Origin of the sequence: Stenotrophomonas sp. PAMC25021 (assembly GCF_004795795.1) — a bacterium.
Lineage (GTDB): Bacteria > Pseudomonadota > Gammaproteobacteria > Xanthomonadales > Xanthomonadaceae > Stenotrophomonas > Stenotrophomonas muris.
Map to the genome: position 1 here is coordinate 1700201 of NZ_CP039255.1, position 14391 is coordinate 1714591.

General features: G+C 69.9%; 8 protein-coding genes. 5 read left to right on the forward strand and 3 right to left on the reverse strand.

The window, feature by feature from the left end; all coding sequences use genetic code 11:
- Positions 1–38 precede the first annotated feature (38 nt).
- The 5 genes from E5790_RS08070 (at position 39) to E5790_RS08090 (ending at position 5155) form a co-directional block, all read left to right on the forward strand.
- Positions 39–248, forward strand: a complete 210-nt coding sequence (locus E5790_RS08070) for a DUF1656 domain-containing protein (protein WP_010487502.1) — start codon at positions 39–41, stop codon at positions 246–248.
- Entirely contained in the window at positions 245–1162 is a 918-nt protein-coding gene (locus E5790_RS08075) for an HlyD family secretion protein (RefSeq protein WP_049442557.1), read from the forward strand. The genes E5790_RS08070 and E5790_RS08075 overlap by 4 nt, the downstream gene beginning before the upstream one ends.
- Positions 1159–2619, forward strand: a complete 1461-nt coding sequence (locus E5790_RS08080) for an efflux transporter outer membrane subunit (protein ID WP_111205877.1) — start codon at positions 1159–1161, stop codon at positions 2617–2619. Before E5790_RS08075 ends, E5790_RS08080 begins: the two co-directional genes overlap by 4 nt.
- 3 nt (positions 2620–2622) lie before the next feature.
- A complete protein-coding gene (locus tag E5790_RS08085; protein WP_111205876.1) occupies positions 2623–4662 on the forward strand; it encodes an FUSC family protein in 2040 nt (679 codons plus the stop codon).
- Between the two features lie 94 nt (positions 4663–4756).
- The gene (locus tag E5790_RS08090; RefSeq protein WP_111205875.1) at positions 4757–5155 is read left to right on the forward strand and encodes a hypothetical protein; all 399 of its coding nucleotides are present in this window, start codon (positions 4757–4759) and stop codon (positions 5153–5155) included.
- A 226-nt stretch (positions 5156–5381) separates the two neighbouring features.
- On the opposite strand, the gene recD is transcribed toward E5790_RS08090, so the two are convergent.
- Genes recD through recC form a run of 3 tightly spaced genes read right to left on the reverse strand, consistent with a single transcriptional unit; the run spans position 5382 to position 14277 of the window.
- Complete coding sequence (recD, locus tag E5790_RS08095; RefSeq protein WP_111205874.1) at positions 5382–7262, reverse strand: exodeoxyribonuclease V subunit alpha; 1881 nt, start codon at positions 7260–7262, stop codon at positions 5382–5384.
- The gene (gene recB, locus E5790_RS08100; RefSeq protein WP_111205873.1) at positions 7259–10936 is read right to left on the reverse strand and encodes an exodeoxyribonuclease V subunit beta; all 3678 of its coding nucleotides are present in this window, start codon (positions 10934–10936) and stop codon (positions 7259–7261) included. The genes recD and recB overlap by 4 nt, the downstream gene beginning before the upstream one ends.
- The gene (gene recC / locus E5790_RS08105; RefSeq protein WP_041863987.1) at positions 10933–14277 is read right to left on the reverse strand and encodes an exodeoxyribonuclease V subunit gamma; all 3345 of its coding nucleotides are present in this window, start codon (positions 14275–14277) and stop codon (positions 10933–10935) included. The genes recB and recC overlap by 4 nt, the downstream gene beginning before the upstream one ends.
- Between the last annotated feature and the right edge of the window lie 114 nt (positions 14278–14391).

Below are 14391 nucleotides of genomic sequence, written 5' to 3' on the forward strand. Positions count from 1 at the left end.
TGTTCCTCCCCTCCCCCACCTCGCCCCCGCCCCTACCGATGCCCGGTGAATTCAGTCTCCACGGAGTGTTCGTCCCGACCCTGCTCGGGCTGATGTTGTTGGCCTACCTGGTCAACAGCGGCCTGCACGCGCTGCTGCAGCGTGCCGGCGCCTATCGCCACGTATGGCACCCGGCGCTGTTCAACCTGGCCCTGTACGGGATCGTGCTTGGCCTGCTGTTCCACCTCCTGCGTTGGATGCAATCGTGAACAAGATCGTGAAGAAGACCCTGCCGGTGCTGCTCACCAGCGCAGCCGTGATCATCGCCCTGCTGGTGCTGCGCCAGCTGTGGGTCTATTACATGGATGAGCCGTGGACCCGCGATGCCCATGTCGGCGCCGACGTGGTGCAGGTGGCGCCGGACGTGTCCGGGCTGGTGGAAACGGTGCAGGTGGCCGACAACCAGGCGGTGAAGAAGGGTGACCTGCTGTTCGTGGTCGACCGCGCCCGCTACCGCATCGCGCTGGAGCAGGCCCGCGCCAACCTGGCCGAGCGCCAGGCATCGGTGGCGCAGCTGCGCCGCGAGATCGGCCGTGACCGCAGCCTGCAGGACCTGGTCGCCGCCGAGGACGCCGAAGTGCGCCGCGCCAAGCTGCAGGCCGCACAGGCTGCGCTGGCCACCGCACAGGCGGCGGTCGACCTGGCCGAGCTCAACCTGGGCCGCACCGAAGTGCGCGCACCGGCCGATGGCCGGGTCAACGACCGCACCCTGCGCGTGGGCGACTACGTGGTAGCCGGCAAGCCGGTGCTGGCGCTGCTGGATACCGGCTCGTTCCGCATCGATGGCTACTTCGAGGAAACCCGCCTGCGCGGCGTGGCCCCGGGGCAGCGCGTGGACATCCGCCTGATGGGCGAGTCGGCCCCGCTGCGTGGCCATGTGGAGAGCATCGCCGCCGGCATCGAAGACCGCTACCGCAGCAACGGCAGCACCCTGCTGCCGAACGTGACCCCGGCCTTCGACTGGGTGCGGCTGGCACAACGCATTCCGGTGCGCATCGCCATCGACGAAGTACCCAAGGGCGTGGAACTGATCGCCGGCCGTACCGCCACGGTGACCGTGGACACCGGCCGCCATCCGCACAACGACAAGGCCGGCACTGCGCCGACACAGGCGGGCCTGTGAACGCCGCCCTGCCCCGTCTCGGCCTGATCGTTGCGCTGGCCAGCCTGGCGGCCTGCAAGACCGTCGGCCCGGATTACGCCCTGCCGGAAGGCTCGGCCTTCAAGCGCCCGCAGGCCAATGCGGCCTTCATCGATACGCAGAACCCGCAGGTGGCCGCCAACCAGGCGCTGCCCGACCGCTGGTGGTCGCTGTACAACGACCCGGTGCTGGACGGCCTGATCACGCAGGCGCTGCGTGACAACGTCGAGCTGAAGGCCGCCGATGCACACCTGCGCCGTGCCGCGGCGGTGTACGAGCAGGCGCTGGACGCCGGTGGCTTCGAGTACGAGGCCGAGGCCGGGGTCAGCCGCGCGCAGCTGTCGGCCGAATCGTTCCTGCAGGAGCACGAGCTGCCGGTGATCAACCTGGCCGATGGCAAGTTCGCGGTCAGCTACCAGTTCGACCTGTTCGGCAAGCTCAAGCGCGGCGCCGAGGCAGCGCGTGCCGACGAGCAGTCCGTTGCTGCCGCGCGCGACCTGGCCCAGGTCAGCGTGGTCGCGCAGGTGGCCGACAGCTATCTGGAAATCTGCCACGCCAACCACGAGCTGCACGTGGCCGAACATTCGCTGCAGCTGCAGCAACGCAGCCGTACGGTCACCGAGCGCCTGATCGCGGCTGGCCGTGGCACGCCGCCGGAACTGGCCCGCGCCAATGCCCAGGTCGCGCTGCTGGAAGCCGCGCTGCCGCCGCTGCGCGCGCAGCGTTCCGCGGCCGCCTATTCGCTGGCCGCCCTGCTCGGGCAGACCCCGGGCCAGCTGCCGGCCGGCGTGATCGACTGTGCACACGCCCCCGGCCTGGCGCAGCCGCTGCCGGTCGGTGATGGCCGTGCACTGCTGCAGCGCCGCCCGGACGTGCGCCAGGCCGAACGCAAGCTGGCTTCGGCCACCGCGCGGATTGGCGTCGCCACCGCTGAGATGTATCCGGACATCCGCCTGGGGGCCTCGCTCGGTGCCGCCGGCCTGCTGGAGGATTTCGGCACGCCGATGACCCAGCAGTGGTCGATCGGCCCGCTGATCTCGTGGACGCTGCCGTCGTCCGGCACGCACGCACGCATCCACGCTGCCGAAGCGGGCGCCGATGCGGCCCTGGCCGAGTTCGACCACACCGTGCTGCAAGCGCTGCGCGAGACCCAGACCGCGCTGGACCGCTACGCGCAGGACCTGCGCCGGCTGCAGTCGCTGCGCACTGCGCAGGAACAGGCCGCATTGGCCGCCGAGCAGAACCGCCGGCTGTACCAGGGTGGCCGCACGCCGTACCTGTCCAGCCTGGATGCCGACCGCAGCCTGGCCACCAGCGATGCCACCCTGGCGGCCGCCGAAGCGCAGGTCTCGCGCGACCAGATCCATCTGTTCCTGGTGCTGGGCGGTGGCTGGCAGGCAAGCGCCACCGCGCCCAACGCCTCGACCGCAGCGAAGTAAACCATGAACGCGCTGACCGACCGCCAGGCCTGGCTGTTCTCGATCAAGACCTACCTGGCCGCAGTGGCCGCGCTGTACATCGCCATGGCCGGCAACCTGTCGCGCCCGTACTGGGCGATGGGCACGGTGTACATCGTCAGCCAGCCGCTGCTGGGCCCGACCCGGGCCAAGGGCGTGTACCGCATCGTCGGCACCCTGGTGGCCGGCCTGGCCACCCTGCTGGTGCTGCCGGCGCTGGTGGAGACGCCGCTGGTGCTGAGCGCGGCCATGTCGATCTGGCTGGCCGGCTGCCTGTTCATGGCCCTGCTCAACCGCGGCCCGCGCGGCTACGCGTTCCTGCTGGCCGGCTACACCACCGCCTTCATCGGTTTCCCTGCGGTGACTTCGCCGGAGACCATCTTCGACACGGTGGTGGCACGCAGCGAGGAGATCATCCTCGGCACGGTCGTGGCGGTGCTGGCCGCTTCGCTGCTGTTCCCGGCCTCGGTACGCCCGATGCTGCGCGCGCGCATCGGCAACTGGATGGAGGACGCCGCGCAGTGGTGCCGGCAGATCCTTGAACGTGGACGCGCGCACGCGCCGCGCAACCGGCTGGCCGCCGACCTGGTGCAGTTCGAGGCACTGATCGAATTCCTGCGCCGCGATGATCCGCGCCATGCCGGGTCTGCGGTGTCGATGGAGCGCCTGCGTGAGCGCATGCTGCTGCTGTTGCCAGTGCTGTCCTCGATTGCCGATCGCCTGAGTGCGCTGCGCAGCGACGGCCAAGCCCTGCCCGAAGGGCTGCCGGCGCTGGTCGATGACATCCACGATTGGCTGGATGGCCCAACCAACGCCAGTGAATACGCCCGCCTGCGCGCGCGCATCAGTGCCCTGAAGCCGCAGGTGGACCGCGACCTGCAGCATCTGCAGCTGGCCAGCCTGCTGCTGCGCCTGGAGGAACTGGTGGACCTGTGGCAGGACTGCCGCACCCTGCAGCACGCCATCGACCACGGCACCGCGCCGCTGGACCGCGCGCATTACCGCATCCGTACCGAACGCGTGGCCGCCGACAAGCACGTCGACTACGGCATGGCGCTGTTCTCCGCGCTCAGTGCCGGCGTGGCACTGATGAGCTACTGCGTGCTGTGGATCGCGCTGGGTTGGGAGGGCGGTGGCAACGGCGCGATGATGGCGGCCGTGACGGCGGCGTTCTTCGCCGCGCAGGACGACCCGGCACCGAGCATGGTGTCGTTCCTGGTGTGGGCCATGGTCGCCTCGGTGGTGGCCGGCGTGTACCTGTTCGGCGTGTTCCCGGCCGTGCACGACTTCGGCTTGCTGGCGCTGGTGCTGGCGGTGGCGTTCCTGCCGCTGGGGCTGATGCTGCACCACCCCAAGAGCGCGCTGTTCGCACTGCCGCTGACGGTGAACCTGGCCGCGCTGCTGAGCCTGCAGAACACCTACAGCGCCAACATCCAGACCTTCCTCAACTCGTCGATCGCGATGTTCATCGGCATTGGCTTTGCGGTGGTGATGACCCGCCTGTTCCGTTCGGTGGGTGCCGAGTGGACCGCGCGCCGGCTGGTGCGGCAGGGCTGGACTACGCTGGCCGAGGCCGCCGAAGGGCGCGGCCAGCAGGACCGCCAGCGCTTCGCCGCACGCATGCTCGACCTGCTGGGCCTGCTCGCGCCGCGCCTGGCGGCGACGCCGGAGGGCAGCGACATCGCTTCGGTGGACATGCTCAATGAAGCACGCATCGGCCTGAACATCCTGCAGCTGCGCCGCGCGCGGCTGGAACTGCCCGAGCGCAGCCGCGAGGCGGTCGAGCACATTCTTGAGGAGGTCGCCGTGCACTACCGGCGGCAGATTGCCGCACGCAAGCCGATGGTGGCGGCCGACGCATTGCGCGAGCGGCTGGATACCTCGCTGGGACGGGTCGGCAGCGTGGCCGCCTGCAAGGCGCGCGACGAGGCGCTGATGGGCCTGATCGGCCTGCGCTTCGCGCTGTTCCCGGAGGCGAAGGCGCTGGCGCCGGGCCTGGCCATGAGTGCGGCCGAACAGCCCTAGCGCGATACCCTGTGCGTCCACAGCCCCCGTTGCCGGGGTCGGATCCTTCGCCGCCGGCGAAGGCGCTGACCCCTGCTCTGCACAGGAAGCTCCAATGAGTTACGACATGATGGTGTTCGAGGCCAGCGCCGCGCCACGCGAGGCGGCAGCCTTCATCGCCTGGTTCGAGAAGCAGACGCAGTGGAACGAGCGCCACGAGTATGACGACCCGGCGGTCAGCAGCCCGGCGCTGCAGGCGTGGTTCGCGGAGATGGCGCAGGACTTCCCGCCGTTGAACGGCCCATTGAGCAACGACGATGACGACCGCGCCGAGGTGACCGAGTACAGCATCGGCCAGCAGGTGATCTACGGTGCGTTTGCCTATTCGGTGGCCGAGCGTGCGCATGGACGCGTGCAGGACCTGGCCGAAAAGCACGGCGTGGGCTTCTTCGACGTGAGTGCCGATGAAGCGGCGATCGTGTTCCCGGATGGGCTGGTGTTGATCGCGGAATAGGTGTGGCGGCAGGGCTGCGCCCTGCACCTGCCGAAACAACGTCAACAGCAACGTCAAATGCGTGCTCTCCGTGGGTTGGCGGGGTGGGTCCAGGCCATGCGTGGATGAACGTCGGAATGATCGAAGTACGCTTTTGTAGAGTCGAGCCGTGCTCGACTGCTTTTGCCTGGCGATCAGGTGAAGGGGTCAGAGCCCGTTCCCGGTGGGACCGGGATCCGACCCCGATTCAGAACAAGGTGCCCTGTACTGTGGGCTGTTCGATGCGCGCGGGTTGTTCGGCCACCGCTTCCGCACCCAGCCGCCAGGCCAGGCCACCCAACCGGCTGGCGTGGCGTTTCAATGCGGCCTGCAGCACCTCTGCGCTGCCCGCCACATGCAGCACCTGGCGGGCGCGGGTCAGGCCGGTGTAGACCAGTTCGCGCGACAGCACACGGCTGTCCTGGCGTGGCAGCTGCAACCACACTTCATCGAACTCCGAGCCCTGTGCCTTGTGCACGGTCATCGCAAAGGCGCTTTCGTGCGCGGGCAGTGCCGCCGGGTGGAAGGCGCGCGGCTGCTCGACGGTGTCGCCGGGGAACCAGGCCACCATCGCGCCGCTGCGGTCGCGCAGGCAGATGCCGATATCGCCGTTGAACAGGCGGTGCCGGTAGCTGTTCTCGGTCACCAGCAGCAGGCGGCCCTGGAAGTAGCCCGGGGTGTTGCCGGCCAGCAATTGTTCGATACGGCTGTTGAGGCCACGCGCGCCCTGCGGGCCTTCGCGCAGCGCGGTCAGCACGCGCAGTCGCCCGGCATGCTGCAGGGCAAGCACCGGATCGGCGGCGTCGGCCAACGCACGCCAATGGCCCAGCAGGTGCTCGCGCTGGCCGCGCAGCGGGTCTGCCTCGCCTTCATGGAAATGCACGCCGGCCAGTTTACCGCCGCGCAGCAGCTGCAGGGCGGCGCCGGCGTCACCCTCGCGCACGGCATCTGCCAACGGGGCCAGCACCAGTGCATCGCTCTGCCGGTAGCCACGTTGCAGCTGCACGCGGCGGCCGGCGAAGGTGTTCGGTTCGGCCAGGGGCTGCAGCGTGGACGGCGCCAGCAATCCACGCAGCGCCTGCGCGTCATCGGCGCGGGTGCCGATGCCATCACCGCTGGCACGCAGGATCGCACTGAGTACGTCGCCGGCTTCCACCGACGGCAGCTGGTCGGGATCGCCGAGCAGGATCAGCCGCGTGCCGCTGGCGATCGCGTCAACCAGCTTGGCCATCATCGGCAGATCGATCATCGAGGCTTCGTCGACCACCACCACGTCCACCGGCAGCGGATTGTCGGCGTGGTGGCGGAAGCGCGGCGAATCCGGGATCACGCCGAGCAGGCGATGCAGGGTGGTGCCGGAACTGGGCAGTGCCGCGCACAGCGCCGGGTCCACGCCGTGCTCCTGCAGGCGCTGCACGGCCAGCCGCAGGCTCTCGGCCATGCGTTCGGCGGCGCGCCCGGTGGGCGCGGCCAGCGCCACCTCGGGCAGCGGCTGGCCAGCGTGCCGGGCCTGTGCGGCCAGCAGCAGCAACAGCCGCGCGATGGTGGTGGTCTTGCCGGTGCCGGGACCGCCGGTGACCAGCGCCAGCGGATGGCGCAGGGTCACGCCGGCGGCGCGTGCCTGGTGATCCTCGCTGCCCAGTGCCTGCGGGAACAGCTGCGCGAACAACGGTGCCAGCGCGGCCATGTCCGGTGCCGGCAGCGGATGCCGGCCGATGCGCTGCAGCCCGGCCGCCAACTGCCGCTCGTACTCGCGATAGCGGCGCAGGTAGAGCAGGCCGTTCTCCAGCACCAGCGGCGCATCCTCGGCGATGGCATCGGCCTGCTCCGGCGTCGCTACCCAGGGCGATGCGCGCAGCTGCGCCAGCCAGTCCTGCGCGGCAGGCCACTCGGGCACGCCGTCCAGCAACCGCTGCGGCTGTGCCGGATCAAACCCGGCGTGGCCCTGCGACACCGCCAGCGAGGCGAGCGCGGCCGCCAGCGCCACACTGTCCGGCGTGTCGTCGCGCAACCGCTGCAGGCTGGTCGCCAACGCGTGATCGAGGGTGCGCAGCAGGCCCTTCTGGTGCAGTTCCTTCAGCAGGCTCATGCGCTGGCCCCACGGGCACGTGCGGCCAGTTCGGCCTGGGCCTGCTCGCCACCTGCGAACAGCGCGTCGAGTGCATCCACCAGCGCGAACGGGAAGCGGTCCACATGCACGCCGTTGCCGGCTGCATCCAGGCCGCGGCAGAACAGGTAGCGGATGCCCCCCATGTCGCGCTCGTAATCGTAGGCCGCGCCCAGACGGAAGCGCAGCCAGCGATGCAGGGCCACGGTATAGATCAGCGCCTGCAGGTCGTACTCGCTGTGGCGCATGGCAATGGCCAGCAGGTCCGGACTGTAGCCGGGCAGCCGGTTGGATTTGTAGTCGAGCACGTACCAGCGCCCGTCGCGCACGTAGGTCAGGTCGATCATGCCGGTCATCAGCCCTTCCAGGCGGCGGCGCTGGCCGAAGCCGCGACGCGCACTGGAAACCCCATGTGCATGCAGCAGCTGCAACAGCGCCGGTACCGTGGTCGGTTCGATGGCGAAATGGAAGTCGATTTCCGCGCGCCGCTCGCCTTCGCCCAGGCTGTGCAGCGCACCGCCCTCGGGCAGTGGCACGGTGAGCGTGTGGCCGACCAACGGCACCAGCACCGCCACGCCATCGTCCAGGTCGACGTCGGCATAGCCTTCATCGTGCAGCGCCTTGCGCAGCACCTCGGCCTGGCCCTCGGGCGCTTCCAGGCCCGGCTGCCAGCCCCCCCACGCAGCGAAGTCGACGTTCTCCATCGCCTCGTGCAGCACGTTGCCGAAGCGGCTGCCCATGAAGCGCGGGTCGACCGGCGGGCTGTCTTCGACGGCGGCGGGTTCCGGCAGCGCGGGCTCCAGCGGCAGTTCCGGGCCCGCGGGTTCGTCGGCGGCGGGCGCCGGCAGCTCGGTGGCGGCGGCTTCAATATCACTGCCAGCGCCCGCGTCGGCATGCGCCAGCTGGGTGAAGCTGTATACCCACCAGTCGTGCGGCACGCGCCGGGTCAGTGCACGCACTGCCGGAAGATCCCCTTCCACTTCGGCCGCCAGCTGCGGCAGCGCGGCCACTGTCTCACTGTCATCGATGTGCACGTCGCCGTGCGCGCGCAGCGCCTGCAGGTCGCCCAGCAGCGGCGCCAGGCGCGTCTTGCCAAGCCCGGCCAGATCACCCACGGCGATCCACAGCGCATGCTCGGCGCGGGTCAGTCCCACATACAGCAGGCGCGCATCCTCGGCCCGCTGCTCACGCTCGCGCTGTGTGCTGGCCGCTTCCCAGGCCTCGTCCCTGTCCAGCTTCCAGTGCAGCTGGCGCTGGCCATCGACGTGCACGGTGCAGTGCGAGGCGGTGTTCGGTGCGCCGCCGTCGATGCCGACGAAGGGCAGGAACACCAGCGGATACTCCAGGCCCTTGCTCTTGTGCAGGGTGATGATCTGCACGCGGCGTGCATCCGATTCCAGGCGCAGCAACTGCTGCTCGTCATCCTGGTCGGCGCTGGCCATCTGCCCCTGCAGCCAGTCCAGCAGGCCATGCATGCCCAGCGCCTGCGCCGAGGCTTCCTGCAGCAGTTCGCCCAGTTGCAGGTAGTTGGTCAGGCGGCGCTCGCCGTCGATCAGCGCCAGCAGGCGTTCGCCGTGCGCGGCACAGACATCGGCGATCACCGCGAACGGACCACCGCGCTGCCAGCGCTCGCGCCAGTGCAGCAGCTGCGCCTGGAACCCGCGCTGCAGGTCGCCCTCGCGCTCCATCGCCGCGATCGCACTGGCCCGCTGGCCCAGCAACACCGTGGCCAGCGCTGCACGCAGGCGGCCTTCGTCTGCCGGTTGCAGCAGCGCCAGCAGCAACGCGCGCAGATCACGTGCCTCACTGGTGGCGAACAGGCTCTGCTTGCCCGCCGCCACTGCGGGTATGCCAACCGCAGCCAGCGCGCGCTGCACCAGCGTGGCCTCGCGATGCGAGCGCACCAGCACCGCGATATCACCAGGCTGCACCGGGCGCCCACGCAACACCGCTTTGCCCGCACGCGCCTCGACCAGGGCCTGGTGGATCGCAGCGACGCAGGCCTGGGTCGCTGCCTCACGCGAGGCATCGGCACTCATCGCCTTGTCACCCCCGCTGCGCAGCACGCGCAGGGTGAGTGCCTTGGCGGCGTGGCCGTCGTGCAGATAGTCCTCATCGGTGCGCACGCCACCGGGACGCACCCGCTCGAACTGGATGTCAGGCTCGAGGAAGGCGTCCTCACCCCCGTTGTCGTACAGCGCCTGAAACGCGCGCAGCACTGACGGTCGCGAGCGGAAGTTCTGGTCCAGCACCGGCGCCTGCTGCGCCACCTGCTTGGCCTTCAGGTAGGTGTGGATGTCGCCGCCGCGGAACCCGTAGATCGCCTGCTTGGGATCGCCGATCAGGAACAGCGCCGGTGCCAGGCCGAGTTCGCGCACCTCCGGCGAATCGCCGAACACGGTGTGGAAGATGTTCCACTGGCGATCATCGGTGTCCTGGAACTCATCGACCAGCGCGATGCGGTACTGCGCGCGCAGCTGCCTTACCAGCGGCAGCCGCTGCGGGCCTTCCAGGGCCAGTGCCACGCCATCGATCAGATCGTCGTAGGTCTGCACCCGGCGCGTGCGCTTCAGCGCCTGCAGGCGCTGCATGGCTTCGGCGCGAAGCGCGTGCAGGAAATTCAGCGCGGTACCACGCAGCCAGGCATCGCGTTCGGCCAGCAGCGCGACATAGCGCGCCAATGGCACCTGCACTGGCGACGACGGCGTGCGGTCGGGGAACTTCTTGTTGGTCTTGTCGCCCAGCACCTCCGGCAGCAGTGCCGGCAGGCGCTCGCTGGCCAGCAGCTCGCGCGGGTCGCCGCGCTCGGCCCAGGCCAGCAGCTGCCGGCCCAGCGAGTGCAGCCAACCCAGCTTGTAGGACACCCCGTTGATCCACTTGTTGTCGACGGCATCGCAGAGGTCGATGAAGAACTGCTCGCCATGCCCGCGCAGCGCCTGCTGCAGTTCGGTGGCGGCGGCCTGCAAAGCCGGCTGTGGATCGGCCAGCGCCACCGGCCGCGGCAACGGGTGCAGAGGCGGCGCGGCCAGCAACGCGCGCAGATCGGTGGCCAGCGCGTCCGGGTTGGACCACAGCCAGGTCAGCGGCTCCAGCGTGGCCGCGTCGTTGGCATGCACCCGCCACAGATCGGCCGCCAGTTCCTCCAACAGCTCACGGTCGCTGGCCAGTAGTTCCGGCGGATCGAAGGTATGGCCGCTCTCCAGCGCATGCTCGCGCAGCACGCGGGTGCAGAAGCCGTGGATGGTGAAGATCGACGCCAGGTCGATCTCATCGGCGGCCACCTGCAGGCGGCGCTTCAGTGCGGCGGCGCTCTCGGTGCCCCCCTGCAGATGGCGCTGCAGCACCTGGCGGGTCAGCCTCGTGTCCGGTGCTTCGCCCTCGGCCGGTTCCAGATCGACCAGGCGCGCGGCCAGCGACAGGCGCTCGCGGATGCGCTTGCGCAGTTCCTGGGTGGCGGCATCGGTGAAGGTCACCGCCAGGATGTGGCCGATGCGCAGGCCCTGCTCCACCACCAGGCGGGTGAACAGCGTGGCCAGGGTGAAGGTCTTGCCGGTACCGGCGCTGGCCTCGATCAGGCGGATACCATCCAGCGGCAGGGCCAGATAGGGATCGCCCGCCACGCGCTGGGAGTCCTCATCGACGATGGCGGTGCTCATGTGCTGCCCTCCTGGCGTGCATCGGCGCCAAGGGTGCGGCCTTCGCGCACCGCGCTGAAGACCACCTGGCTGTTGCGCAGCAGATCGGCATAGCCGGCGTCGGTGGCAAATGGATCGGCACCGCGCAGCAGCAGCTGCCAGGCGTCGCTGCTGGATTCACCCCAACTGCGGTCGCTGCCGTGCCACTGCTTCCAGCCTTCGCTGCGCTGCTTTTCGGCCGGCGCGTTGTACAGCACCCAGCCGGTGTAGGGGGCAAAGCGCAGCGGTTCACGCAGTCCGCGTTGGCGCAACTGCAGCAATGCGCGCAATGCCGCGCGTGCAGCAGGAGCGCTCAGTGCCGGCAGTACATGCGGGCCGGGACCGGCGTCGCCGCCATCATGGAACTGCACCAGCGGCAGGGCATCGCCGGCAGCGTTGGCCAGCAGCCAATCCAGGCCCTGGCGGATCACCGCAGTGCCATTGAGGGTGCCAGCGCGCAGGCGCACCAGCCCGTCGGGGTGTCGATCGGCCACACGGCCATGCAGGCGCACGCCATCGATCTCCACTTCATAGCGGCGGCTTTCCAGCGGCTCGCCCCGCATCCAGCCCAGCAATGCACTGGCATACGGGCGGGTCTTCAACTGCTCCACCTCGAACTGGCGCTCGCCCAGGGGGCCCGACGGCAGCAGGCCACGCGCGCGCAGCCGCGGATACAACGGCTCGGTATCGCCACTGAGCGTGGCGCGTACCACCGCCGCCTGCACGCTGCGCTTTTCCGGCCCGCGCGAGGACAGCACCAGCGGTTCCAGGTCATCGACCTCCTCGACATCGTCGGCCAGGCGCAGGCCCAGCGACTGCGCCAGGAACTGCCCGGCCGGATCGCACAGGAAGCGGCGCAGGGTATCGAGTGCAACGTCGTCTTCCACCGCATCGTCGAGCGGCGGCAACGCGGCATCGAACCACGGCTGCAGGCCTCCGCGCGCGCCGGTGAGGCGACCGGCGGCCGGATGCCATTGGCGGCGATAGCTGAAGCGGCGTGGATCACCGTCACCGAACGCCGCCGGAGAGAACGGCTGCAGTGCGTGGCGCACGGTGAAGTCGCGGACCGCCGCAGGCGGATCGAGGTGATACGCGGCGGCGGCATCGATCAGTTCACTGACCAGCACCGATGGCTCACGCGCGCTGCCATCGCGCGGATCGGCACCGAGGTAGCTCAGGTAGAACACCTCCTGCGCGGCGGCGAACAGCTGCAGGAACAGGAAGCGGTCGTCTTCGCGGGTGGAGCGGTCGCCGGGCCGGCGGCGCGGCGTGTCCAGCTCGGCAGTGAGCTGGTTGAGACCGGCAGCCGGGTCACGGCGCGGGAAATCGCCATCATTGAGACCGAGCACGCAGATCACCCGGAACGGCAGCAGGCGCATCGGCACCATGCGGCCAAAGCTGATGCCACCGGTCAGCAGCGGCGCGCGCGTATCGGCCTCGCCCAGTGCTCCGGCGAAGTGCGCGCGCACGACCTCCGGCGGCACCCCGTCCGTGAAGCCGGCCTTGGCGGCATCATCGGCGAACTGGTTGAGCAGCTTGCGCAGGCGCTCCAGGGCACGCTGGCTGTTGGGCGAACTGGGCGCAGTCGGCAGCAGCGCGTCCAGCAGCGACAGCAGGCGTTGCCGCCACTGCGCCGGCGTCAGCAGTTCGCCGAGGCGGCGCTGGTAGACCGCCAACACGCGCAACAGGCGCAGCAGCCGGTCCAGGGCGTCCAATGCGCCGCCCTCCAGCTCGATCCACGGGGCAACACCGGCCAGGTCGGCCTCGCTGCCGGTGGCATGACCGAGCACCAGGCGATCCAGCGCGAACTGCCAGGTGTAGGCGTCGTCGGCCGGGGCCTGGTGCTGGTTGCGGTGCTTCGCATCCAGGCCCCAGCGTGCGCCAGCCTGCTGCAGCCAGCCATGCAGGCGATCAAAGTCCACCGCCTCCAGCCCGGCCGCTTCGGCCAGCGGCGCGCTGGCCAGCAGGTCCAGCACTTCGTTCAGGCCGAAACGCGAGACCGGCAGGCCCAGCAGGTGCACGAACACGTCGGCCAGTGGCTCGCCGGCGAGCGGACTGCTGTCGGCCAGCGCATAGGGAATGTGCTCGTCCTCGCCCCCACGGCCGCCGAACACGGCTTCCAGATAAGGCACATAGGGGTCGATGTCCGGTGCAAGCACGGCGATCTCCCGCGCCTGCAGCGGCGGGTCGAAGCGCGGGTCCTGCAGCAGGCTGCGCAGCTGGTCGTGCAGCACCTGCAGTTCGCGCAGGCGGGTATGGCAGGCATGCACCTGCAGGCTGGGATCGTCGCTGCGCAGCCCGTCGCGCAGCTCGCCCGAGGGCAGCGCACGGCGGTGGAACAGATCGCGCTGCAGGCGATGCAGCAGGCTGTCGGACAGTCCACCTTCGGCCAGCGTCGGCCGGGTGTCGTCCTCCGGATCCGAATACGCGGCAATCTCGCCGGCCGGGTGCACCACCTCGTAACTGCCCAGCACCGCCATGAAATCGCGCCCGGCCGCGCCCCAGGCTTCCAGCAGGCGGTTCTCACCGGCCGCTTCACCGAAGGGATCGGGCGCGCCGCTGCGCAGGCGCTCGGCCAGCGTCTGCAGGTCACCCCAGTACGACTGCACCGGCGTGGGCATATAGAAGTGCAGCTCGCCCACCCGCGCCTGGGTGGCCATCACCCGCAGCACATCGGGCGAGATGTTGAGCGTCGCGAACGCGGACATGCGTGGTGGCAGGCCCTGCGGCAACGGCTGGCCGGCGCCCTCGAAGCGGTCCAGGTAAGCCTGGATGCGGCGCGCGCGGTAGTCGTGGCCAGCGGCGATGCTGCGCCAGAGGATGGCCTGCGGGTCGGCCGGGTCGGCGCCGGCCTCCCAGCGCAGCAGCCAGTCGCGGCGCCAGGCCTGGTACTTCTCGAACACCGACGCCAGTTCACCGGCCAACGCCCACGGCTTCAATGCATCGCTACCGGCAAGATAGGACTGCAGCGCGCGCATCGGTGGCTGCGCCAGCAACGCCGGGTCGCGCAGTGCCTGGTACACCTTCCAGTGCAGGCCGGCCGCGTCCAGGTCGTCGCGTTCGCCGGGCACATTGGCGTTGAGTGCACGGGCAACGAACTCGCCCGGGGTCAGGAACTCAAGATTGGCGGCCACGCCATATTCGGCAGCGAGTGTTGCTTGCAGCCAACGCCGCATCGCCACCTGCGGAATCAGCACCACCTCCGGCGCCAGCAGCGGCTGACCCGCAACCGGCGCACGCACGTTGCGCGCCAGCAGCGCGGCCAGCACGTCCAGGGAGTTGGAATGGTAGAGGCGGAAATCGCTGCCCGGGTCACTCATCATGCACAGTGTGCAGCACGGCAGGCAGTATTCAATGGCCGGCCCATCGCCGGTACGGATTGTTCCGGGCTGCCGGCCGATTATCCCGGCCTGGCAGGGATCTTGCCGTGCCACAAT